The following is a 22176-nucleotide window of genomic DNA, read 5'->3' as shown; positions in this document are numbered from 1 at the left end:
TGTAAATTACACCATTGATGGAAAACAGTGCATCGCTTTTTTTGCGGCAGTATAAATACCACCTGCAAAAGCCAGCAGTTTTAAGGGTGCTGATGCATGTTGGCTTCTGGCTCTTCTGGCTCTTCCGCACTTTTTATGATATTATTTCACTCTATGGATGGGGGCCCGGTGAGTTGCTGTTTATGCTGGTGTATGCGGCCACACAGATTCCGATGATGTATTTCCATTTGTATGTATTGGTGCCACAGTTACTGAATAAGAGGCGATATGTGATTTATGCGGTCTGTACTGTGGCACTTGTATTTGCATATTCCTATGTGAATTTCCAGTTGCTGACACTTATTCCGGATGCTATTTCCAGTGACGGCCTGCATGATTATATCAGTCAGTTGAATTCCAGGTATGATATTATTGAAGGCTTTTTTACACTCGTAATCACATACTCCATCAAATATGCGGGTCAGGTACGTTCCACACAAACAAGGTTATTGCAACTACAGCGTGACAACCTGACGCTGGAGCTGAATGCACTGAAGGCACAGATCAACCCGCACTTTTTATTTAATACACTTAATAACATTTATTCGCTGGCGCTGCAGCGGTCGGATAAAACAGCGGATATGGTGCTGCGGCTCAGCGACATGATGCGATATGTGCTCTATGAATGTAACACCGGCGCTGTATTGTTGGAAAGGGAGATAGAGTTTGTAAGCAATTATGTGGAACTTGAGCGCATCAGGCATGGCAAACATGTGTCGGTGCGCTATACACAAACAGGTGATGCCGGCGAAAAGCACATTGAGCCATTATTGCTGATTCCCATCGTTGAAAACAGTTTTAAGCACGGGATTAATGCACAGATGGCAAGTGGTTTCGTGGAAATAGACCTTGATGTGCAGGACGATGGCCTTACGCTGCGTGTGGTGAACAGCGTACCACGTGGTGATAGCATGATGAGGGAAAAAGGCGGTATCGGCCTGGAAAATGTGCGGAAGCGCCTTGAGCTGATTTACCCGGGAAAGCACTTGATGGATATTCAATCGCTGACCGACAGTTACCAGGTGACACTTCAACTTAAATTTTCATAGCTATGTTAAAATGCATTATTGTAGATGATGAACCGCTGGCACAGGAAGTGCTGGAGAATTACCTGCAACGGATCGGCGGCGAAATACAACTTGTAAAAAAATGCAGTAATGCGCTCGATGCTTTCCAGGCGCTGCACGATGAACGCATTGACCTGCTTTTCCTCGATATACAGATGCCGGTGATAGACGGATTGTCATTTTTGAAATCGCTCAAAAATCCGCCTTCAGTGGTTCTCACCACAGCTTATCCGAATCATGCGCTGGAAGGATATGATCTGGATGTGGTGGATTACCTGCTGAAACCAATTTCTTTTGAGCGATTTCTCAAGGCAGTCAATAAAGTGATTGAATTGCGTAAGACAGGCGATGGTGCAGGTAATGCGGACTTCATGTTTGTAAAGGTGGACAGCAAACTGGTTAAAGTAAACTATGCCGACATTATATACATTGAGGGCATGAAAGACTATCTGAAGATTTTTGTGAAGGAACGTCCGCTCGTGGTGCATCAGACCATGAAGAAAATTGAAGACCTGTTACCCAAAAACAAATTTATCAGGGTACACAAATCATATATTGTAGCCATCAGCGCTGTCAATTCCATTGTCGGCAATTTTATAGAGATTAATGGGAAGGAGATACCCATAGGTGCTAATTACAAAGAACATCTCATCAAGCTTGTGTTCAAAATGAATAGCTAAACTTTAGTGTCTGACACGATGATTATTGAACTCCCGACAAATGCAACTTTTCACCAAGTGATTGACATGAAGACCGGCAGCATTGCGGCGTAGTGCATTTTGTTCTCTGTATTATAGTGATCGCGGTTGATTGCTGCTCTGTTTTTCTTTAGCGCAAATAATAATGTTCAGAAAAGACAGCAACAGAAAAATGAACTGCTATTGCTCTGCAATTTGCTGCAGATCGGAAGATTCATAAATGACACGGTCGGTTGTCTGCTCAGATAAACGGATCATTGCTTTTGCAACGGTGGTGGCAGCAATAGGTTTGTATTTCCTCAGGGCGCCTGCCATCAATGGACTAATGAGTGATGCCAAAGCGATGCCTGCCCGTTCTGATAAACGAAATTCTTTGCGCTTGCCTGTTAAGATAGATGGTCGCAGAATAGCCAGCTGATCTATTGGCAGCGCTTGCAAGTCATCTTCCATCTCACCTTTGGTTTTAAGGTAAAAATTGTTGGAAGCAGCATTTGCGCCAACTGAAGATATCACCAGCAATTTTTTAACATGGTTATCAGTTGCAATCTTTGCGATGCGCAGTACAAGCTCATAGTCGGTTTTTCTGAATGCTGCTTGTGTTTTTGCCTTCCTCATGGTTGTGCCAAGGCAACAGAAAAGCACGTCCCCGACGATGTAACGTGCGTGATCTTCCAAATTGTCGAAGTTGATGACATGATTGATAAATGCTGCTTCAGCATGTGGTAATTCAATGGGCTTTCTTGAAAATGCAATAACCTGCAGCTCAGGGCGGGCAAGCAGCTGCCGGAGTAACGCATCGCCAATCAGTCCTGTGCTTCCAAAGAGGAGTATTTTTTTCATTGTCCTTGTACTTTCGGCAATAGAACGATTATGGAATATTTAGTTGTTGCTTTCCGCGTAATGGATGATGCACGTTAAAAACTCAAGGTTAGGGCAGTTGTAAACTCATCTCCTGATCCGTTCTTCCAAACGCTCCAGCAACCATTTCCTTTCGGCAAGATGCATGCTTTTGGTGAGGTCATGTTTCAGGCGGAGCAGCCGTTTCTGTTCGTGCCCACCGGTATGCGTCATTTTATAAAGGAAATTAATGAAGTTCTGGTTGTTTTTTTTGTGAACCTCTGAAATCTCCGCATTCCGGTGAATAAAAACCCTGAATGCATTCATCGCTGAGTCAAGTGAATCCCATTCCTTCAGGTCATAAAATACCTGGATCAACAGTTTCCTGCTGTCAATCTTGTAAAACACGTTATGATATTCCACCTGCTGTAAAAGCAGCAGTACCCGGTCGTATTCCTTTTTATAGAAATGCAGTATTGCCATGGAATAATTAAAGGCGTCATCCCGGATTTCTTCCGGAATGATACAATCTTTTTTGCCGGTAATAAATTGTTGTGCAAAGGCGGTTTTTCCCATGCGCAGGCACAAGGTCATAAAGGTTTTAACTTCACCGGATGTGATTTCTACTGCATCCAGCAACCTTGTTTCCAGGAGCCTGAACAGGATTTCGTAAAAGTCATCGCGCCCGGTATTGATCTGCCGGATACAGTGATTCTCCAGTATTTTACTGAAGGTTTCCACTTCGTGTGCACCCAGTTGTTTTTTGTGGTGATGCAACAATTCATACAAGTTGCTGAATTGTGTGTCCGGTGATTCATCATTCAGCAGCAAAACGCTGTAGCTGTATCCCAGGATAACAGGATTATCAGGAAATGCTTTTTTGGCAAGGCTTTCCCTGATTTCGCTGATAAAAAAGTTGTCGGTCTCATGACGGTAAATAAAGTTATTGCTCAGGCGGACGCAGGTCATCTTCAGCTTGTTTAAAAAATAATACGCCTCCAGGTTTTTAAAGAGGTGCTTCAGCGTGTAATCTTTCGAGCGCTTTGCATTGTAATTGCTTTTTAACTGTTCAAGCCTGAACCGTAGATGGAAGTAATGTTCATTGTGTATTGCCATTGCTTCCACCTTTTTTTCCAGTTCGGCAATTCTCCTGTAGGTGAGCTCATTGTTTTCCACTTTCATAAAATGCTCCAGCTGCAGCATTTCCAGTTCAAACGGTATGGCAGCAGCCATCCTGATGCCTATGAAGAAATGCACTGTTTTCAGTATATCGCTTTGCAGAAGGCGGATCTTCGTGTCGTTGTAAGGTTCCTTTTTAAAGAGCTTCCGGAATACGGCTTCTTTTTTCAGTTGTGGCGAAGAAAATGCAGGTGAACAGGTGAGTATCAGCTGCAGCAAAGCCAGCGCTTTTTCGCTGAGCGGAACAATGCCTGATTGTGCGAAAGCATTTAATTCCGTCAGCTCGCGGCGATGCAGGGTACGCAGTGTTTTTATCAGTTTGGTTTCCAGCACGCAGCTCAGCAATATTTTGACGAAACTATCAACTCCTAAAAGTCACCGTTTTCGGGTACACTTCAAAAAAAATGTAATTAAAATATTACACCTCAGCGATCAACTTGCCCGATATTTTGCGAAATTGAGTGCATAACACTCCTCCAACAACTACTGCTATGAAAAAAAGAAGTCGCTCCGTCATGATGCTCTTGCTGATGGCATTGCTGATGACATCTGTTTCTGCTCTCCACGGGCAAAACTGCCTTCCTCCACTGAAGCAAGTGGTACTGTTTGATCAGTCGGGCAATTACTACGTGTATTGGAAGCCGGCAACAGCAAACCCTCTGATCAATTATAAAGTACAGGTGATGTGTATCGGATCACCGGCCTGTTTGTACACAACAACAGTCACCGACGCTAATGTGCTGCGGATGAATGGCGGCTACCTTGGAACTAAGATTCCACCGCTACCAATATTATCCAACACAGTTAAACTGAGCATTTTTGCTCCTTCCTGCCCTGAACAGTTTACGCTTGCCTTTGTGCTGTCATTGGATATCATCACCGACAACCTCGACATCGCCACAGCTTCCTGCGACAGTGATACCTGCAAGCTGGTGGTTGATAAATGGACGAAACTGAAGAAACTTACCGACTACGCCAATTCAAAATGCGGCACCGGCGGCACCGGCCTTGCCGCATCCACTGTTACGGCTATCAATGCACCAATTGATATACTGTTGAGAAAAACAGCTGCCGGTAAATGGCAGATCAAGAGTCTCGATACCCTGAAATGTGATTCCTGCTATGTTTTCAATTTCCAGGTAACCTGTTCCAGTGGTTCGGTTTACTATGTGCAGGATACGATATGTTTTAATTACACCGGCCCTGATATCGGTTGCAGGGAAACGGTTGGTAATACAGCAGGGTGGGGAACCACTGTTTTCCCCAATCCGGCATCCGCTGAATGCACCATCAGGATTGCCTGTGAAGATGAAGTGGCAGCCACTGTTTCACTCTACAATGCAATGGGTGGTCTTATTCGTATCGTGGCCAATGATGAATCGTTAGAGGAGGGCCTGAATGATCTCTCCTTCTCAGTTGCAGACCTCGCTTCCGGCATGTATATTATCGAGCTGCGCATGAATAATGAAGTGAAAAGAATGAAGTTGCTCAAGTTCTGATACGTATAAATGCTGTTTAAAGAATGCCTCCATGTCCCGGAGGCATTCTCATTTATGACAGTTGCAGAGGCTACATCGACCACATATTGTAATTGCATCCGGGTAATGCCACGCTGTAGATTTGATGTATCAATCGGCGGAAGCTGAAAAGCCGGAATAGAGTAAGCATTCATTTAAAACTAACTGAAACATGAAAAAGACATTTTCCAATCAGCTGTTGATTACCTGTTTACTGATGCTAATCAGCACCACAGTGCTTAATGCACAAACCTTTCAGAATACTTTTATGCCTGCAGGCTCCGATAACTATGTTGCAGGGGTAGCCGTCAGCAACGACTATTGGGTAATCGGGAATACCAACAGCTTCACACCGGCTGCGGGTACCGAGCATATCCTGTTTTCAAGATATACCGGTGCTACCGGCGTTTCTGCCTGGGATCGTATTTATTATGATGGTGCCAACACATCCGTTGCTTATACAGCCACTGATATTCAAGCCGGTTATGGTAACCTAACACCTTCCCCTGCTGTCGGTATTCTGCCTTGTACTTTTACTGCTTGTCCGCAGATCGGTACAGCGGTGAATGCAGTAGCCATACCCAAATCAAAGAATTATTTTTATGTGAGTGGTTATTATAAAGATCCTGCATTTGGTGTCAGGAGGCCGGTCATGATTAAGTATGACAATAACGGGAATATCCTTTGGGTACGGACGAATATACTCGTTGCTGCAAATGTTTATGATGAAGCCGGGATTTCCGTTGAATCATGTCCGAACGGAGATATGATGATGGTTTCAGTTGTCACCAATCCCAATACAGGCATTACTTTTCCCGCTATCACACGTCTTGATATCAATGGGGTGTTGCTATGGAGATATTTTTATAACCCGGTTGCAGGGATACCACCGTCTAATTTCATCCCGCATCAGTCCTGCGTTTTCCGTGAGTTTCTGAATGGTGGAGTTAACGATCCGATAGGCATTGTGGTTACCGGCGAGCGCACCATTCCTGGAGCAATTGGTTCCACGCATTTCGTCATGCGTGTCCGTTATGACGGACTGATGCTTTGGAAAATTGAATACCCGCTGTTTTCTGCCAATGGTGCAACCACTACAAGTGCTGCCTGGGATATTATGTTTGAAGATGAAACCGTGGGTGCAGCTGCTGTGGTGGATAATTTTGTGTTAACCGGCCTTGCCAACGCTACCGGCATCGGAAATACGCCCGGCTGTCTCGGTTTTCTTTCCAGGGTAAGTGCCACAACGGGCGCTTTTGTGAATGCGCATCGTTTTGGTGTTCCGGGGACGCCTTTGCCTCCGGCTCCGCTGACCTACGGACAGAGCATTTACCAATCAAGGGCAGTGGCAAAAAATGTGGTGATCTCAGGAGGAGTGGATGATCCTAACTCAGGCATCTTTTCAGACACCTACCTTCTTGAAATGAATATCACCAATGGCAAAATGACCAATGCTCATCACTATGCCTTAACGACTCCTAATTTTCCGCGAACGGAAAGTGTAGTTTCTGTTGGATCAGGTTATCCTACGACTGGTTATTTTATCAGCACCAATGCTTCCTCTACAGCAACATTAACAGACGGGCATGTGATAAAGACGGATGGTGTCGGGATGATAAATGCGCCAGCCTGCCCGGCCGATACAATGAAACTATTGCTGGATACTGTTAAATCAAATCCCATTCAATATTGCACCGATCAGGTCTGCGACAATGTGATACCGCATCAACTGGTCATGAAGAAGAAAACCGCACCACATTCACTTTGTTTCTCACCGTTCAAGCTGGCAGATGGCCTGGAATCATTGACTGAAACCGTTGATGATGAAGTTGGTGTTTATCCCAACCCTGTCAGCACAGACGCTGCCATACAAATATTGTTTGATGCCCCGGATGCAGGCAGTTATACTATCAGGGTAATCGACATCAATGGACGGGTAATGAAAGAGATCAGCAACTATTTTGAATCGGGAGATCAACAGGTGGAAATTGTAACTTCCGGGTGGCCTGCCGGCATGTTTTTCATTTCTGTTTCAGATGGGCAGCATAATATGTCCACGAAGTTTATCAAAATCAAATAGCAGCCGAATAATCTGTTATGCAGCAAACCGCTCCAATTTGAAAACGGGCGGTTTGTTGCTTTTATCCGGTTCCTTCCGCTTCATGATGCAGAATGCAGGCGCTGGCAGTGTTATCAGGTATTGATTTGCCTGACTTTTTGGTATGGTAAACTTCCTTACTGTCAATTAATAATTTATTAAACTTATTACCTTGAGCAACTGAAACAGTTTGTCTGAACATTAAAAAAGATCATCAATTCCCACATCCTTATGGCGGTAAATTCATCCAATCAAACGTCAGGCAGGCCAATGCGACCATTTTTGCTGACCGTTATTTTGTTGCTGACTATGCATACGGCCGCCAATGCGCAAGTGCTTATTACCTTGTTGTTGGGTGACAAACTGAATTCAGATAAGCTGGAATTTGGTCTTGCAGGAGGAGTGGATTTTTTAAACATGAGCAATACCCCGGAAGCACGATTACTTACCGACTGGAACCTGGGTTTTTATTTTGATTTTAAACTTAATCAAAAACTGTTTCTGCATACCGGTGTTCGGGTGAAATCAAAAATGGGAACGGGCTCGCTTGAACCTTATCCGCTTAATAACATGACTTTGGACAGTGCGTTTTCAGGCGGCAGTGTTGACCGCAAAATAAATTACTTTAATGTGCCCGTGCTGATACGATACCGGTTGATTGATTATCTCCATATAGAAGGCGGTATTCAGTTGGGTTTACGCTATACTGCATTTGATAAATTCACCAATACCATAGTGGAAGACGATGACCTGAACTACGCAAACAATATTGCGGATGATCTGAAACGCCTGGATGCCGGTTTGCAGGCTGGCATAGGTTATAAACTAAAGCAGGGAACCGGTATGACTATTGGCGCGGACTATTACTATGGCTTCGTGGATGTAAATGAGGTACTGGAAGGCAGTCAGCGGAATTCCGCCATATATCTTGATGTCAGCATCCCTATCGGTCGGGCAAAGGCGGCGAAAAAAGAAGCGGAGAAAGCAGCACAGCAGGAGGAAGAAGCAAAATAATATAACAGGTTTCTTCTTGCGTTATTTACAAGTTCTGCAGGAATGCTGATCTTAAACATATATGCGACTTGCTGAAAAGCATTAGCGCGTAATGTGATTATTAATCACCTGCATTTTGTTAGCGGTCAGCTTTAGAAACATCCAACTAAATTGAAATAGAAATATGAGTTTTTATTTACTAATGCCATACGATACACCCACACTCATCGGGTTGACAGTTGCTTATGGAATTATTTCATCTATAACAACCTTTGACATTCGATTAATTCAAGCCAAGAGAAATGGGACATTACCCCCTGACGAACCCGACCTTCCAAAATGGGTTGCAGCACTTTATTGGCTCGAATGGATAATTTTTGCAGTGATGGTTTATTTGAATTGGCAATATGCACTAATAGTATTTGCCATTAAGTTCGCTCTTAAAGTATTGCCAGTCTTGGAGACTATTGGAAATATTCTTATGTCCCCATTCAAAAAGAAAGGAAGTTAATGACGAATTTTAATAGACTCGTTGAAATAAGCCGAACCGCTATCAGCACCTAACCAAAAGTGGCTGTTTGGTGGTTGTATCAAGCGTTGTGCTTTTATCAACGTTTGTGCTTGGTTGACAGTGAATCGCTCCGAAACTGCCACCTTCGGGTAGCTGCCAAACGTTTTATACAACTTCAATGCGTTTAGCAGCTGCGTAGAACCTTTCGGATGATTGAATGATTTTATAAAGGCTGGAATCAGCAAAAACTTAACTATTTTAGATCATAACCTCTTTTTTTCAATTGAAAAATAAGGGCACCCATCGTGGCTGGAGTGGTAGCAGCGGTCATCCTTCTTCTGATCAGTCTCTTGCTTGATTTACCTTCGTAAGCCTTCACAACCCTCGAATTTTGCATTAGGTATTTATGAATTCAGTTATTTAGTCTTTTATTTTTTTTTCTTTTCAGCCAAAATTTCCGATTTGAAGGCAAATGTCAGCATGGCGGGATATTTGACAATCCGTGCGCTTGTGACTCCGTTATACGGGTAGTTGTAATTTTGCAATTACTTTGCAGTGTTATGCGCGGATGAATTTTTCAATTGACGAAAACTTATAACCTAATTATGAACAACTTGAATTTTAAGTTTGATATGCAGGGCATGGAAGAGGACATTGAATTTATGCCATTAATCACACTGGAAGAGGAGGCTGACGGCAAGAAGGATGTATTTGCAGATATTATTCCGGTACTGCCATTGCGTAATACGGTTTTGTTTCCCGGTGTGGTTATTCCTATTACTGTAGGACGTGATAAGTCAATTAAAGCTGTGAGAGATGCTTATGCCGCTGACCGGTTTATTGGCGTGATTGCACAAATGGATGCCACCGTGGAAGAACCGGAATTTAAAGACCTGCATAAAGTGGGAACGATGGCCAGGATCCTGAAGATGCTGAAAATGCCCGATGGCAGCACAACGGCTATTATCCAGGGAAAGGTTCGGTTTTCCATCCGCGAATTTGTAACAGCGGATCCGTATTTTAAGGCATCTATTGATGTGCTCAATGATATTCCTTATCCCGACGACAAGCAGTTTGAAGCCATGGTTTCTTCCCTGAAGGAAATGGCCGGTAACATTATCAAGCTTTCACCAAATATTCCGACCGAAGCCAGCATTATGCTGCGCAACATTGATTCCCCTTCTTTCCTTATCAATTTTATCGCTAACAACTTGTCGATTGATCTGAAGGAAAAACAAAAAGTATTGGAGATCAACGACCTGAAAGAAAGGGCACAGGCCGTGCTGGTACAGCTGGAATCAGAGATTCAGGTGCTCGAGCTGAAAAACAAAATTCAAAGCAAGGTAAGGTCCGATATTGAAAAGCAACAGAAGGATTACTTCCTGCAACAGCAACTTAAAACCATACAGGAGGAGTTGGGAAGCGCGGATTCCATTGAAAAGGAAATTCAAAGCCTGCGCGACAGGGCAGCAAAAAAGAAGTGGTCGAAAGCGGTGGCAGATCATTTTGAAAAGGAGGTGAGCAAGTTGCAGCGCATGAATCCCGCCGCTGCAGAACACTCGGTGATACTGAACTACCTTGAACTGTTGCTGGAACTTCCCTGGAACGTTTATACCAAAGATAAATTTGACTTGCGCCGGGCGAAAAAAATCCTGGAGCAGGATCACTATGGACTTGAAAAAGTGAAGGACCGGATACTGGAATACCTCGCTGTTTTAAAGCTGAAAGGTGATTTGAAATCACCCATACTTTGTTTTGCCGGTCCTCCGGGTGTCGGCAAGACTTCGCTTGGCAAGTCAATCGCAAAAGCATTAAACAGGAAATACGTCCGTATGTCACTGGGCGGTTTGCATGATGAGGCAGAAATCCGCGGACATCGCAAGACCTATATCGGCGCAATGCCGGGACGGATTATTCAGTCGCTGAAAAAAGCACAGACATCCAACCCTGTTTTTGTACTGGATGAGATTGATAAAGTAGGTGCCGACTTCCGGGGTGATCCATCTTCTGCATTGCTTGAAGTGCTGGATCCGGAACAGAATAATTCATTCTACGATCAGTATGTGGAAATGGAGTATGACCTTTCTAAGGTATTGTTCATTGCCACGGCGAACTCGCTTGCCACGATTCAGCCTGCGCTGCGCGACCGGATGGAAATCATTGATATCAGTGGCTACAGTGTGGAGGAAAAGGTTGAAATTGCTGAGCGCCATCTTATTCCCAAGCAACTGGAAGCGCATGGCCTGAAAAATAAGCATGTGCATTTTTCCAAACAGGTTATTCAAAAAATCATTGAAGATTACACCCGCGAATCGGGTGTGCGCGACCTCGACCGCAAACTGGCAGGTGTAATGCGTTCTGTAGCCAAGGATGTTGCTTTGAACGAAAAAAGAAATGCCGACCTCAGTGTGGCAGATATTCAGCGTATCCTCGGAATAAAACGGTTTGATGCGGAAATGTACCAGGAAGAAAACCCGCCGGGTGTTGCTATTGGCCTGGCCTGGACATACGTTGGTGGTGAAATTCTGTATGTTGAAACAGCCCTGAGCAAGGGCAAAGGTAACCTCAAACTAACCGGTAACCTGGGTGATGTGATGAAAGAATCAGCTTCTACGGCTTTGACGTTTATTAAAGCACATGCTGAAAAAATTGGCATCAGGCAGGAGGACTTCGACAAAAAGGATGTACACATTCATGTTCCGGAAGGTGCCATACCTAAAGACGGGCCGTCGGCAGGCGTCACCATGCTGAGCGCAATTGCATCTGCCTACAGTGGACGGAAGGTGAAGAAGTACCTGGCAATGACTGGCGAGATCACATTGCGGGGAAAGGTATTACCGGTTGGCGGCATTAAGGAGAAGATCCTTGCTGCAAAGCGTGCCGGCATGAAAGAAATAATGCTTTGCAAGATGAATGAAAAGGATATTTCTGAAATCAATGGTGAATTCATTAAAGGGCTTACCTTCCATTATGTAGATGACATGATGCAGGTACTTGAGATTGCCCTTGTGAAATAAGCGGACGTCGAAGTCATTGCTGGTATTTCAGAAAAAGCTCTTTGCTGAAAGGCATGTTGAGTTGCAGCCATACAACTCTTGCATAGCGGAAATACAATGGAAACCCGATAATCAGCAGTACCGCATTGCCAATAACCAGTACAGGCAGATTCCATCCTGAAAGAATTCCTAACAGTACTACACTTACGGCTGAGGATATAACTGTAATAACGTAAGCCATATACATAGATCCCCAGTAGAAACCTGTTTCAGGAAAGAACGAAATGCCGCAGACAGGGCAGTGGCCGGGCATCTTCGTAATGTCTTGCAGTGCATATGGATTTTTGTTGATGAACATGTCACCATGATGGCAATGCGGGCATTTCGCATGCATGAAGGCGTACCAGTGATTTTCCTTGTCCCGTGACTTTTTCATCGCAACTCCTGCTGTTTAATTTATGGCAAAGCAACAAAATATAGTTGGGAATGAGTAGGATGAACGTGATGGCGGTTTTTCAGTTTACCATTATTATGGTTTTCATCTGCTGATAATGCACACCTGAATAGGGTATCAAAAATTGAAGATGATCGAATCACGTTTCTTTAGGCCGCAGAAACATAATTGCCAAACCGGCTTATTGCGTTAATTTTGGTCTCACATTTTTAATCCATGAAAACGATTCTTGCATTCCTGATTTCACTGAGTATTATGGTTTCCTGTAAAAGGGAGGTTGCGCCACCAAAATATTATGGGCAGACTTTTGACACGGTGCAGATTATTTCCGTTGCAGAGTTGATGAAGAGGATGGAAGGGCAGCAAAAGGTGGAAGCTGTCGTGAAGGGTGAGATAACGGAATCATGCCAGGCTGAAGGTTGCTGGCTGAATCTTAAAAACGACAACGGCGCGGCAGTCTTTGTTGACTGGGACAGGCAGTTCAATATACCTAAAGAAGTTGAAGGGCGGCAGGCAATAGCAAAGGGTTTTGCCTATATAGACTCCACGCAATCACCGAAGGTAATCGCTTTCAAAGCCAGCGGTGTCTTTTTATAACCTGCTGCTTCGGATCTTTATTCACCTAACAAAAGCAGCATTGATGAAAAGGGTTATCATCATCATTTTTCTGAGCATTTGCGGTAACATAGTTTATGGACAATCGCCGGAGGCTAAAGACGGCGAAATGAAAACATATTACATGGTGCTGCTCAAAAAAGGCCCTGACCGTATGCAGGATTCTTCCACTGTTGCGCGGATTCAGGAAGGCCATATGGCGCACCTGCATAAAATGGCTGATGCAGGAAAAATGAATATAGCAGGTCCGTTAATGGAAGATGGTGACATACGCGGAATATGTATCTATAACACCGCTTCATTAGAAGAAGCACGACAGTTGGCTGAAGAAGACCCGGCCGTGCGCTCGGGTAGGCTGTTGGTGGAAATTCATCCATGGTATGCCATGAAGGGAACATGCCTCCGTTAAATCATAGAATGCCTATACCTTTGCAGCATTGTCGAACCAGGCATATAATCTTGCAGTATCGAGTGCCTGTTTTTCTGCACCGGAAATGTCTTGTACTATTTTCCCCTGTTGCATCATCAGCAGGCGTGAACCATACTTTACGGCATATTGCATGTTATGTGTTATGAGGATGGTGCAAAGTTTTAACTCCTGTATCAAATTAGCAGCAATATGCATAATGTTTTCCGATGACCTGGGATCCAATGCGGCCGTCGGCTCATCCAACAACAGAATTTTTGCATCATCCATCACCGACATTAATAAAGTCAACGCCTGTCGTTGACCGCCGGAAAGTTTTCCGACCAGCGTTTCCGTTTTATCTTCCAGTCCGAGATTGAGTATTGACAATCGTTCCTGCACCTTTTTTCTGAATGCTGATGTTACGCCTGTCCGGAATGTTTTTGATTTTGTACGTAAGGCAGCCAGCCTGAAATTATCAAGTATTGTTAGTTCAGGTGCTGTGCCCGCCATCGGATCCTGGAACACGCGCGCAATGTATCTGCTGCGCATAAAATCCTTTTGATGGGTGACATTTTTACCGTCGATCGCTATTGAACCATGATCAGGCAAACTGGTGCCGGCAATAAGGTTGAGCAGTGTGGACTTGCCGGATCCGTTGCTTCCAATCACCATCACAAATGCTGCATCCCTGATGGTCAGCGAAAGATCATCCAGTGCCACCACCTCATTCGGTGCGCCCCTGTGAAAGTACTTTGTGATGTGCTCAAGTTGAAGCATGCGCTTTTTCGGTTGCAGGAATATGAAACATTTCTACTGAAGCGATTCTCTTTAAGTATGATTAGAAGTTTTGTTCATTGACATTGCAAATCATGTCTTATGTTTTGTTTTCAGGTTTGGTAACCCGACTACAAGCAGTACTATCAATGCAGTTACCAGTTTTAGCCAATTAGGATTAATACCGAGTGTCAATGCCAGTCCGATGATCATCCGGAATGCAATGCAGCCGAGTATGACGCCAGCCAGCCGGATGGGAATGGATTGCACGTTCAGGAAACCAAGTAATGATTCCCCCATCATCACTGCACCCAAGCCGAAAATAACAATGCCGATTCCCATATTGATATCCGCAAATTGCTGAAACTGGCAAACCAGGAATCCGCTGAGTGCTGTCAGCGCATTGGCCATCATCAACCCAAGCACTTTCATGTTCGAAGTATTTACACCCAATGCACGGATCATAGTCTCGCTGTTGCCAGTGGCTCGCATCGCCAGGCCGAAATCTGTTTTCAGCAACCATGCAATCAGGAGCCACGCACAAACTGAAAACATCAACAGGGTAATCAGCCAGTTGTTATTGGTAGAAGAGGACAATTGAACATACTGTAAAACGCTGCCTGTATTGATTAATGGAATGTTCGATCGGCCCATCACGGATAAGTTGACAGAATACAATGCAGTCATTACCAGGATACCTGCCAGCAGCGGGTTAATTTTCATCCTTGTGTGAATCATGCCTGTTGCAAAGCCGGCTATTGCCCCCGACATCAGTGTAACAATTAATACTAACGGAACAGGCCAATGAGCTGTAAGTAAACTTGCCGTCACCGCTGCTCCTAAAGTGTAGCTGCCGTCGGTGGTGATGTCAGGAATGTTGAATATGCGAAGTGTGATGTAAATTCCGAGTCCCATTCCACAATATGCTAATCCCAGCAGTAAGGCGGAGAGATAAAAATCCATTATTACAATGGCTGAAATGATGAGGGGAAGGTGATGTTGAACTGCTTTGCCACAGCGGCATTATAGATGCGCTTCCTGACTTTTAATAGCTCAGGCTGAATACCGTCGAGGTTGCCCTGCTTCAGAAATTGAACGGCTTGTTCGCCGGCCTGGTAACCCCATTGATATAAATCTGCCCCGTAAGCAGCGATGGCACCTCTTTTCACTAACCCCGCTTCACTGGTAAAAACCGGAATCTTCTGATCATTACAGCTTTTGACAATCGTCTCGAATGACGCAAAAATGGTATTGTCCGGCATTGCAAAAAAGGCATCTATTTTTTTACTGAGCAGTGAGCTGATCACTAATTGTGTTTCGGAAGAATTATTTACCGGCAAGGCAATTAATGTCAGCCCGAGACGATTGCACTCACTTGTAATCTCGGCCAGCGCGGCACGCGATTGTGGCTCAGCCTGATTGAACACAGTCCCGATGGTTTTTGCTCCGGGCAGCACTTGCCGGATAACACTGACAGATGTGTCAATATAGAGCAGTGTCTCAAAGACGCCGAAAAGGTTGGCGGGTGGATGACCGGCATTGTCTGTCAGGCCAGCCATCTGAGGAGTAGGCGCCACCATCATGCACACCGGAATATCCTTTGTCTTTTGCGCTGCAGTAATTGTTGCCAGTGTTGCATTGGCTGCAATCAGGTCTGCTTTTTCAGCAATGAAATAGTCAACGGATTGTGTCAGGGTCGGAATATCACCCTGCGCATTGCGGTAAATAACCCTGATCGTGCCGCTGTCTTTGCTAAAACCGTTTTCCGCCAATGCAGCAAAGAAACCTTGTTTGGCAAGGGCTATTGTTTCATCTTCAAATGCATCAAGAAACGCAACGACCGGCGGCAACTTCTTCTCTTTCACCTGTGGGTTGCTGCACGAAGCAAAAACGAGGATGAAAAAATAAGTGATGTATCTCTTCATGGTACTATTGTTCATGACGGACAAATATACCATTTCGATGAAACAAGCGTACCGCGTTAAAAGCGGAAAGCAAACAGCAAACAGACGGCGGCCGGAGTTTTGCTTAAGGAATCGTTGGCCGTTGCAACAGCATTTTATGTATTGCCAGTACTTGTGGAATCACCGGCAATTGTTCATCATTGCTGATAACAAATGCCGAGCGTCTGATTTTATCTTCTTCCGGCCATTGATGAAGCATCCGGGCACGGATATCTTTTTCAGGCACTTGGTCCCTCTTCACGATACGGTCTATCCGCAGCGCCTCGGGTGCCGTCACTGCAATAACAGCATCCAGCAAGGCATCGCCGCCTGTTTCATAGATGAGGGCCGCTTCTTTAAGAACGTAAGGTGCATTGATCTGCTGCAATGCCCAGGATTCAAAGCTTAGCCGAACAGCGGGATGCGAGATGGCATTCAATTGAGCCAGCTTCACGGTATCATGAAAGACAATATCAGCCACTTGCTTCTTGCGGAGTTTGCCGTCTTCATAAATTGAATCGCCAAAAATATTTTTTACCGCCTCTATCACGGTCGCATCTTCTTCCAGCAACCTTCTTGCTTCCTGATCAGCATAAAAAACAGGGATGCCCAGCAGTTCAAAAATTCTGCAGACCGTGGATTTTCCTGTTCCGATGCCACCGGTAATGCCGATTCTTAACATGCCTGCGAATTGTGTTTCAGGAAAGCTTTATCAAAGGTATTGAAGAAGAAATACCGCAGTTGGTTTTCGGCGGTTTATCCCGGAACTGTTACTTCTGATTCGTTGCAGGTGACTGCATGGCTTTTGTGTATTCCATGGAAATGCCGCTACGTTCCATCACTACCTTGGTATTGGTATCTACTTCCACTTCAAGCGTTCCGTTGTCATTCACTTTTGCTATTCTGCCATGAATGCCGGCCACCGTAACAATCTTATCGCCTTTTTGCAGGTTCTCCAGGAAAATACGCTGATCCTTCGCTTTTTTGGATTGCGGGCGAATCATAAAGAAATACATTACAGCAAATACTGCAACAAGCAAAACTAAATTCATATATCCGGCTCCGCTGCTTGAACCGGATGGCTGTGACATCAGAAAAATGGTGTGCAAATTCATGTTTGATTTTTGGGTTAATGATTAATGAAATGGAGAACTAAGCTGCTTCACACAGCTCATTACCGGTATTGGGTAACAACCGTTTGGTTATTTGAATACCACCCCCGATATTTTTATCGTCATTGTATTTGGATACGTATTGGCGGTTACCACAATGCCTTTGCTGAATTCACCTTCACGGCCTTTGCTGTCGTATTGTACTTTAATTTTCTCAGAGGCACCCGGCTGCACCGGTTCCTTGGGCCATTCAGGCGTAGTGCATCCGCAAGAGGCTTTAACGGCCGAGATCAGCAATGGTGTTTTGCCAGTATTGGTAAAATGGAAATCGTAAGTGACCTTATCACCTTCTTTTATTTTTCCGAAATCATGCTCTGTTGTTTCAAAGGTTAATATGGCAACATCTTCATTGGCAGAATCTGCTGCCATTGTAGCTGGATTTTGCACGATGCTGCCATCCACTTTAGTATTTTCCCGGCCGTCGTGTTTGCAGGAGGCGAGACTGAAGAAGCATAAAAAGGAAAGAAAGGAAATTGTTTTCACTGCTATTGTAAATTTTAGCCGCAAAGGTATGAAATGAAGACAGTATTAAAAACCAACCACCGGAATCAGACTTGCCGGATCGCGAAATTCAAGGCAGCTCAAACAGGTTGACCTTTCAGCTGTAAGGTTGCTACGGATAATGCCGATTCACTTTAGTAATGTGGCGGCAGGTGAAAAATAAATCAAGGGCAATTGTTTTAATGTGTTGCAGTTTGTCACTGCAGCAGATCAGGCCGGCGGATACGGGTTCTTTCCAGTGCAAGTTCATGCCTCCAGTTGTCAATTTTTTGCTGATCACCGGATAGCAGGATGTCCGGAACTCTCCATCCATTGTATTCTTCCGGCCTGGTGTAAACCGGTGGTGCGAGCAGTCTGTCCTGAAAGGAATCGAAGAGGGCAGAGGACTCATCATTTAATACGCCGGGAATAAGCCTGCCAATGGCATCTACCACCACCGCTGCTGCCAATTCACCACCGCTGAGCACATAATCGCCGATGGAGATTTCCCTTGTGATCAGATGATCACGGATACGCTGATCAATGCCTTTGTAATGGCCGCAGAGAATAATAATATTTTTAAGCAGCGACAATCGGTTAGCGGTAGGCTGATCAAAAAGTACGCCGTCTGGTGTCATGAAAATCACTTCATCATAGTTCCGTTCTTTTTTTAATTGCTGAAGGCAGCGGTCAACGGGTTCAATCATGAGCACCATGCCGGCACCACCGCCGTATTGGTAGTCATCTACCTGTTTGTGGCTGAAAATTGTATAGTCGCGCAGGTTATGCAACTCCACTTCCAGTAAACCTTTGCCTGTGGCGCGTTTCAGTATCGAATGCGCAAACGGGCCTTGTAATAATTCGGGGTGCAGTGTGATAATGTCAATACGCATGTGGTGAAATTCAATCGTAAAAATAGATTTTAATAAGACACCGGTATAACCAGCATGATTGACTTTCCCACGCATGACTAAGGCTAATTTGTAGCTTTGTGTCTTCATTCATGAAATCCAGTCCGCAGCGCATGGAATCAGCGTATATCATCGATGGAATCAGGACACCTATCGGAAGTTTTGCAGGCGCATTGTCTTCCGTACGCACGGATGACCTCGCAGCCCTTGTTATCAAAGCATTGATCGCACGCAATGAAAATATTCCTACAGCGGTGATTGATGATGTGATCATGGGATGTGCCAATCAGGCGGGCGAAGACAACAGGAATGTTGCACGGATGTCATTGCTGCTGGCAGGCCTGCCTCACACTGTTCCCGGAGAGACTGTGAACAGGTTGTGCGCTTCGGGCATGAGCGCGGTGGTGCATGCGAACCGTGCTGTTAAGAGCGGCGACGGCGCTGTATTCATTGCGGGTGGTGTGGAAAATATGTCGCGTGGTCCATGGGTAATTTCGAAAACAAGCAAACCATTTGGCAATGATGCGGAGATGTATGATAGCAGCTTTGGCTGGCGGTTTATTAATCCTTTGATGAAAGCGATGTATGGTGTTGATACCATGGGAGCTACAGCGGAAAACCTCGCATCGCAGTATAAGATTACGCGCCATGATCAGGATCAGTTTGCGTACTGGTCGCAACAGAAGGCTTCCATAGCACAGCAGCAAAAAAGATGGGAAACGGAATTATTGCCGGTATCTGTTGTGCAGGCGAAAGGACAGGCAGGCAATTTTGCTCAAGATGAATTTATGAAACCGTTTACCACGCAGGAAGGCCTGGCCAAATTGAAACCTGCGTTTCAGAAAGATAATGGAACGGTAACTGCAGGCAATTCATCCGGATTGAATGATGGTGCTGCTGCCATGTTCATTGCTGCTGATTCAGCTATAAAAAAATATAACCTTGTTCCTAAAGCAAGGGTTGTAAGCAGTGCTGTGGTAGGCGTGGAGCCGCGTACAATGGGTATCGGCCCGGTAGGTGCAACACAACAGGCACTTGCAAAAGCCGGCATCAGCCTGCATAATATCGGAGTAATTGAATTGAATGAAGCCTTTGCGGCGCAGTGTCTTGCATGCATCAGGCTGTTGGGGCTGCAAGACAATGATCCGCGTATTAATATCAATGGCGGTGCAATTGCGCTTGGACATCCTCTGGGAATGAGCGGTGCCCGTATAGTTTACCATGCAGCAATGGAGCTTAACCGGCAGCGTGCCCGTTATGCTTTAGCGACTATGTGTGTCGGTGTCGGGCAGGGATATGCAGTTGTACTCGAAAGAGTATAGTGAGTCAATTGTTTTGTTTGCAATTTCCGTTTTTTTTGTTCAGTAAATTCTTCACTTAGACAAGAGGAAAACAGCTGGTATGGCAAATCGTTTGCGCCATGCGGTTTCGTTATGACTTTCTCCCGGAAATTCTTTTGTCATCCAATTGGAAGAAGTATATCCTTTGCTCTTCATCACTGCATCGGCCTTTGCCTGAAAAGGTGCATAGAGGCTGTCGAGTTCCTTAGTTCCATAGTCGAAATAGATTTTATGATCTGCGGGAGAAGGAAGATGCGTTTGCATATATTCGATTAAGGCGGCTGGCACGGGATTGTTGTCTGACCGGTATATGCCCGTCCAATGAGTAGACAAGCATGCTGCACCGTGAAACACTTCCGGATATTCGCAGACTGCATAGAGTGAAATCAGCCCACCCATACTGGAACCAGCAATAAAGGTATTAGACTGATCAGGCAGTGTGGAGAACGTGCTGTCAATAAATGGCTTTAATTCTTTGACGATAAAAGAGAGATAACGGTCTGCCACCGGCCCGCCGCGTAACATCAGATTCAGTTCGTCAAAATTTCCGGAAGGAAGGTAGTTCAGTGCTTTCTGTGGAAAGAACTCCGCATGCCTTTTTTCACCATTGTTCCAGATGGCTACCACAATACAGTTCCTGATTTTTTTCTTTCTTTCCAGTGCATTCAGTGTGGCATCAATACACCATGCCTGTTTATTCCACGTGACCGTTGAGTCGAAGAGCATCTGACCGTCATGCATATACAGCACCGCATATTTTTTTTCCGGAGTGTATTTTTCCGGCAGCCAGACATCAATGGTACGGGGATCAATATTTTGAGAGGCAAAGTGTTCATACCGCTTCAGGGTGCCGGAAGACAAGTGTGGTAGTTGGGCCAATGTAATGCAAGGCAGCAGCATGCAGGAAAGGAAAAAATTTTTTGTTTCCATGGCTATACTGGTTTGTTGTATTGAGCTTAATGAAGGTAATGAATGTTCCTGTTCAGATATAATAGCATTGAAGACAACACCGCGGAAGCTGCGATGCAACAGGAATGCGCTGATCAGTTTACGGATTTAAGGTCAATGATGAATATGAGATTGGAATTAGCCGGTATGCTGCCATTGGCGGCCGAACCATAAGCGAGACTTGGCGGAAGATACAGCGTAATGCTTCCTCCTTCAGCAATAAGCGGTATGCCTTCCTGCCAGCCGGTGATGAGTTGTGAGAGTGAGAAGGAGACATTATCGCCATCGTCGAAGGTGATTCCATTCGTAAGCTTGCCGGTGTAGTTGACCGTAACATGTGAGCAGGCGGTAGGATAATCACCGGTGCCGGCACTGGCGATGGTATAAAAAAAGCCGCGGTCATCTTCCACCGCCGTGATACCGGCTGCATCCAGATACGACTTGAGGGTGGCCACTTCAGCGGAAGGCGCTGTGATGGTTACTTCCGGACAGTTACCGTCTTTCTTATTGCAGCCAAAGATGATGATGCAGGCGAGTAATGCAAAGAGTGGTTTATGCTTCATCTGTAATTATTATTTGACGCTGCAAATGTAAATGGTTGACGCAACTGATGTGTGATTTGTAACCGTAAATCATTATGAGATTGGTTTTTCACCGCTTTATTCTAAGGATAGAAACCTGCCGGCAACGATTCCGGAATAGCCAGAAAGGAAGAAGAACGGTCGTTCATCATTTCCATAAAATCATTTTCAACCCGATGAGGATAATGATTACGCCGAAAGCCTTTTTAATTTGCTCAGCGGATAATGATATAGCCAGCTTGCTGCCAAAAAAACTTCCCGCAACAAAGCTGATGCAAAGGATGGCAGCCACCTTAAAATCAACCTGGCCTGCTTTATAATAGTTGAGTACAGCCATAACGCCAATGGGAGGCAACATCATGGCAAGTGATGTTCCCTGCGCGGCATGCTGCTCCATGCCCATAAACAAGACAAGACAGGGTACCACAATCAGTCCGCCGCCAATACCAATAAAGCCACTGAATACACCGGCGAAAATGCCAATGACGAGAATAACAAGTGTGTTGTCCATGGAGCTTGATTTTGCTGTTTGAATCATGGTTGTTTAGTATAGGATGAATAACCGCTACACGGCATTGAATAACTGCGTTAATTTTTTTAAATCAGCACAGGAT

General features: G+C 44.9%; 23 protein-coding genes. 10 read left to right on the top strand and 13 right to left on the bottom strand.

Translation table 11 applies throughout. From position 1 onward, the window contains the following. The first annotated feature begins 17 nt into the window (after positions 1 to 17). Together K1X61_11135 and K1X61_11130 are read left to right on the top strand one after the other, a co-directional pair. The gene (locus K1X61_11135) at positions 18 to 1088 is read left to right on the top strand and encodes a sensor histidine kinase (protein MBX7109191.1); all 1071 of its coding nucleotides are present in this window, start codon (positions 18 to 20) and stop codon (positions 1086 to 1088) included. A 2-nt stretch (positions 1089 to 1090) separates the two neighbouring features. Beyond that, positions 1091 to 1786, top strand: a complete 696-nt coding sequence (locus K1X61_11130; protein MBX7109190.1) for a LytTR family DNA-binding domain-containing protein — start codon at positions 1091 to 1093, stop codon at positions 1784 to 1786. Between the two features lie 198 nt (positions 1787 to 1984). Here the strand turns inward: K1X61_11130 and K1X61_11125 are convergent, their stop codons facing one another. Together K1X61_11125 and K1X61_11120 are read right to left on the bottom strand one after the other, a co-directional pair. Next, complete coding sequence (locus tag K1X61_11125) at positions 1985 to 2644, bottom strand: NAD(P)H-binding protein (GenBank protein ID MBX7109189.1); 660 nt, start codon at positions 2642 to 2644, stop codon at positions 1985 to 1987. A gap of 105 nt (positions 2645 to 2749) precedes the next feature. Then, positions 2750 to 4153: a hypothetical protein gene (locus K1X61_11120; GenBank protein ID MBX7109188.1), complete on the bottom strand. Its 1404-nt coding sequence runs from the start codon at positions 4151 to 4153 to the stop codon at positions 2750 to 2752. A gap of 158 nt (positions 4154 to 4311) precedes the next feature. Here K1X61_11120 and K1X61_11115 point away from each other — a divergent pair, with 158 nt between their 5' ends. From K1X61_11115 to lon, 5 genes are all read left to right on the top strand, one after another. Then, positions 4312 to 5319: a T9SS type A sorting domain-containing protein gene (locus tag K1X61_11115; protein MBX7109187.1), complete on the top strand. Its 1008-nt coding sequence runs from the start codon at positions 4312 to 4314 to the stop codon at positions 5317 to 5319. A 190-nt stretch (positions 5320 to 5509) separates the two neighbouring features. After that, positions 5510 to 7417: a T9SS type A sorting domain-containing protein gene (locus K1X61_11110; protein MBX7109186.1), complete on the top strand. Its 1908-nt coding sequence runs from the start codon at positions 5510 to 5512 to the stop codon at positions 7415 to 7417. A gap of 288 nt (positions 7418 to 7705) precedes the next feature. Next, positions 7706 to 8449, top strand: a complete 744-nt coding sequence (locus K1X61_11105) for a PorT family protein (protein ID MBX7109185.1) — start codon at positions 7706 to 7708, stop codon at positions 8447 to 8449. 163 nt (positions 8450 to 8612) lie between these two features. After that, positions 8613 to 8939, top strand: coding sequence for a hypothetical protein (locus tag K1X61_11100; GenBank protein MBX7109184.1), 327 nt, complete (start codon positions 8613 to 8615; stop codon positions 8937 to 8939). A gap of 605 nt (positions 8940 to 9544) precedes the next feature. After that, positions 9545 to 11956 (top strand): endopeptidase La, encoded by a 2412-nt coding sequence (lon, locus tag K1X61_11095; protein ID MBX7109183.1) that lies wholly within the window; start codon positions 9545 to 9547, stop codon positions 11954 to 11956. A gap of 13 nt (positions 11957 to 11969) precedes the next feature. Here lon and K1X61_11090 read toward each other — a convergent pair whose 3' ends face one another. Then, positions 11970 to 12371 carry a DUF983 domain-containing protein gene (locus tag K1X61_11090; GenBank protein ID MBX7109182.1) on the bottom strand — a complete coding sequence of 134 codons (402 nt, stop codon included), beginning with the start codon at positions 12369 to 12371 and terminating at the stop codon, positions 11970 to 11972. Positions 12372 to 12605: 234 nt separating this feature from the next. Between K1X61_11090 and K1X61_11085 the strand changes: the two genes are divergently transcribed. Together K1X61_11085 and K1X61_11080 are read left to right on the top strand one after the other, a co-directional pair. Further along, the gene (locus K1X61_11085; protein ID MBX7109181.1) at positions 12606 to 12986 is read left to right on the top strand and encodes a DUF4920 domain-containing protein; all 381 of its coding nucleotides are present in this window, start codon (positions 12606 to 12608) and stop codon (positions 12984 to 12986) included. A 43-nt stretch (positions 12987 to 13029) separates the two neighbouring features. Then, positions 13030 to 13413, top strand: a complete 384-nt coding sequence (locus K1X61_11080) for a YciI family protein (protein ID MBX7109180.1) — start codon at positions 13030 to 13032, stop codon at positions 13411 to 13413. A 12-nt stretch (positions 13414 to 13425) separates the two neighbouring features. Here the strand turns inward: K1X61_11080 and K1X61_11075 are convergent, their stop codons facing one another. From K1X61_11075 to trmD, 7 genes are all read right to left on the bottom strand, one after another. Then, positions 13426 to 14190 (bottom strand): ATP-binding cassette domain-containing protein, encoded by a 765-nt coding sequence (locus tag K1X61_11075; GenBank protein ID MBX7109179.1) that lies wholly within the window; start codon positions 14188 to 14190, stop codon positions 13426 to 13428. 90 nt (positions 14191 to 14280) lie between these two features. Further along, entirely contained in the window at positions 14281 to 15150 is an 870-nt protein-coding gene (locus tag K1X61_11070; protein ID MBX7109178.1) for an ABC transporter permease, read from the bottom strand. 2 nt (positions 15151 to 15152) lie between these two features. After that, on the bottom strand, positions 15153 to 16112 hold the full coding sequence (locus K1X61_11065) for an ABC transporter substrate-binding protein (protein ID MBX7109177.1): 960 nt from the start codon (positions 16110 to 16112) through the stop codon (positions 15153 to 15155). A 103-nt stretch (positions 16113 to 16215) separates the two neighbouring features. Further along, positions 16216 to 16812 carry a dephospho-CoA kinase gene (coaE, locus tag K1X61_11060; GenBank protein ID MBX7109176.1) on the bottom strand — a complete coding sequence of 199 codons (597 nt, stop codon included), beginning with the start codon at positions 16810 to 16812 and terminating at the stop codon, positions 16216 to 16218. Positions 16813 to 16900: 88 nt separating this feature from the next. Further along, positions 16901 to 17221, bottom strand: coding sequence for a preprotein translocase subunit YajC (gene yajC, locus K1X61_11055; protein ID MBX7109175.1), 321 nt, complete (start codon positions 17219 to 17221; stop codon positions 16901 to 16903). A 111-nt stretch (positions 17222 to 17332) separates the two neighbouring features. Beyond that, positions 17333 to 17671, bottom strand: a complete 339-nt coding sequence (locus K1X61_11050; GenBank protein ID MBX7109174.1) for a DUF1573 domain-containing protein — start codon at positions 17669 to 17671, stop codon at positions 17333 to 17335. A 329-nt stretch (positions 17672 to 18000) separates the two neighbouring features. Next, a complete protein-coding gene (gene trmD / locus K1X61_11045; protein MBX7109173.1) occupies positions 18001 to 18675 on the bottom strand; it encodes a tRNA (guanosine(37)-N1)-methyltransferase TrmD in 675 nt (224 codons plus the stop codon). Positions 18676 to 18806: 131 nt separating this feature from the next. Between trmD and K1X61_11040 the strand changes: the two genes are divergently transcribed. Next, positions 18807 to 20015, top strand: a complete 1209-nt coding sequence (locus K1X61_11040; protein ID MBX7109172.1) for an acetyl-CoA C-acyltransferase — start codon at positions 18807 to 18809, stop codon at positions 20013 to 20015. A 51-nt stretch (positions 20016 to 20066) separates the two neighbouring features. Here K1X61_11040 and K1X61_11035 read toward each other — a convergent pair whose 3' ends face one another. From K1X61_11035 to K1X61_11025, 3 genes are all read right to left on the bottom strand, one after another. Then, complete coding sequence (locus tag K1X61_11035) at positions 20067 to 20963, bottom strand: hypothetical protein (GenBank protein ID MBX7109171.1); 897 nt, start codon at positions 20961 to 20963, stop codon at positions 20067 to 20069. A gap of 113 nt (positions 20964 to 21076) precedes the next feature. Further along, positions 21077 to 21544 (bottom strand): FKBP-type peptidyl-prolyl cis-trans isomerase, encoded by a 468-nt coding sequence (locus K1X61_11030; protein MBX7109170.1) that lies wholly within the window; start codon positions 21542 to 21544, stop codon positions 21077 to 21079. A 166-nt stretch (positions 21545 to 21710) separates the two neighbouring features. After that, positions 21711 to 22073, bottom strand: coding sequence for a sulfite exporter TauE/SafE family protein (locus tag K1X61_11025; protein MBX7109169.1), 363 nt, complete (start codon positions 22071 to 22073; stop codon positions 21711 to 21713). Positions 22074 to 22176 lie beyond the last annotated feature (103 nt).

The sequence above is a fragment of the Chitinophagales bacterium genome (genome assembly GCA_019694975.1).
Taxonomy (GTDB): Bacteria; Bacteroidota; Bacteroidia; order Chitinophagales; family UBA10324; genus JACCZZ01.
Note: the sequence above shows the minus strand (reverse complement) of the source record. Positions and strands in the feature narration are given on the sequence as shown.

What these genes read in the sequence shown, in the direction of transcription:
- K1X61_11040 (MBX7109172.1), top strand. Translation starts at nt 18,807, where the DNA reads ATGGAATCAGCGTATATCATCGATGGAATCAGGACACCTATCGGAAGT.
- K1X61_11035 (MBX7109171.1), bottom strand. Translation starts at nt 20,963, where the DNA reads ATGGAAACAAAAAATTTTTTCCTTTCCTGCATGCTGCTGCCTTGCATT.
- K1X61_11025 (MBX7109169.1), bottom strand. Translation starts at nt 22,073, where the DNA reads ATGGACAACACACTTGTTATTCTCGTCATTGGCATTTTCGCCGGTGTA.
- K1X61_11130 (MBX7109190.1), top strand. Translation starts at nt 1,091, where the DNA reads ATGTTAAAATGCATTATTGTAGATGATGAACCGCTGGCACAGGAAGTG.
- trmD (MBX7109173.1), bottom strand. Translation starts at nt 18,675, where the DNA reads ATGCGTATTGACATTATCACACTGCACCCCGAATTATTACAAGGCCCG.
- K1X61_11105 (MBX7109185.1), top strand. Translation starts at nt 7,706, where the DNA reads ATGCGACCATTTTTGCTGACCGTTATTTTGTTGCTGACTATGCATACG.
- K1X61_11085 (MBX7109181.1), top strand. Translation starts at nt 12,606, where the DNA reads ATGAAAACGATTCTTGCATTCCTGATTTCACTGAGTATTATGGTTTCC.
- K1X61_11100 (MBX7109184.1), top strand. Translation starts at nt 8,613, where the DNA reads ATGAGTTTTTATTTACTAATGCCATACGATACACCCACACTCATCGGG.
- coaE (MBX7109176.1), bottom strand. Translation starts at nt 16,812, where the DNA reads ATGTTAAGAATCGGCATTACCGGTGGCATCGGAACAGGAAAATCCACG.
- K1X61_11070 (MBX7109178.1), bottom strand. Translation starts at nt 15,150, where the DNA reads ATGGATTTTTATCTCTCCGCCTTACTGCTGGGATTAGCATATTGTGGA.
- K1X61_11090 (MBX7109182.1), bottom strand. Translation starts at nt 12,371, where the DNA reads ATGAAAAAGTCACGGGACAAGGAAAATCACTGGTACGCCTTCATGCAT.
- K1X61_11075 (MBX7109179.1), bottom strand. Translation starts at nt 14,190, where the DNA reads ATGCTTCAACTTGAGCACATCACAAAGTACTTTCACAGGGGCGCACCG.
- K1X61_11065 (MBX7109177.1), bottom strand. Translation starts at nt 16,112, where the DNA reads ATGAAGAGATACATCACTTATTTTTTCATCCTCGTTTTTGCTTCGTGC.
- K1X61_11125 (MBX7109189.1), bottom strand. Translation starts at nt 2,644, where the DNA reads ATGAAAAAAATACTCCTCTTTGGAAGCACAGGACTGATTGGCGATGCG.
- K1X61_11050 (MBX7109174.1), bottom strand. Translation starts at nt 17,671, where the DNA reads ATGGCAGCAGATTCTGCCAATGAAGATGTTGCCATATTAACCTTTGAA.
- yajC (MBX7109175.1), bottom strand. Translation starts at nt 17,221, where the DNA reads ATGTCACAGCCATCCGGTTCAAGCAGCGGAGCCGGATATATGAATTTA.
- K1X61_11110 (MBX7109186.1), top strand. Translation starts at nt 5,510, where the DNA reads ATGAAAAAGACATTTTCCAATCAGCTGTTGATTACCTGTTTACTGATG.
- K1X61_11135 (MBX7109191.1), top strand. Translation starts at nt 18, where the DNA reads ATGGAAAACAGTGCATCGCTTTTTTTGCGGCAGTATAAATACCACCTG.
- K1X61_11080 (MBX7109180.1), top strand. Translation starts at nt 13,030, where the DNA reads ATGAAAAGGGTTATCATCATCATTTTTCTGAGCATTTGCGGTAACATA.
- lon (MBX7109183.1), top strand. Translation starts at nt 9,545, where the DNA reads ATGAACAACTTGAATTTTAAGTTTGATATGCAGGGCATGGAAGAGGAC.
- K1X61_11115 (MBX7109187.1), top strand. Translation starts at nt 4,312, where the DNA reads ATGAAAAAAAGAAGTCGCTCCGTCATGATGCTCTTGCTGATGGCATTG.
- K1X61_11030 (MBX7109170.1), bottom strand. Translation starts at nt 21,544, where the DNA reads ATGAAGCATAAACCACTCTTTGCATTACTCGCCTGCATCATCATCTTT.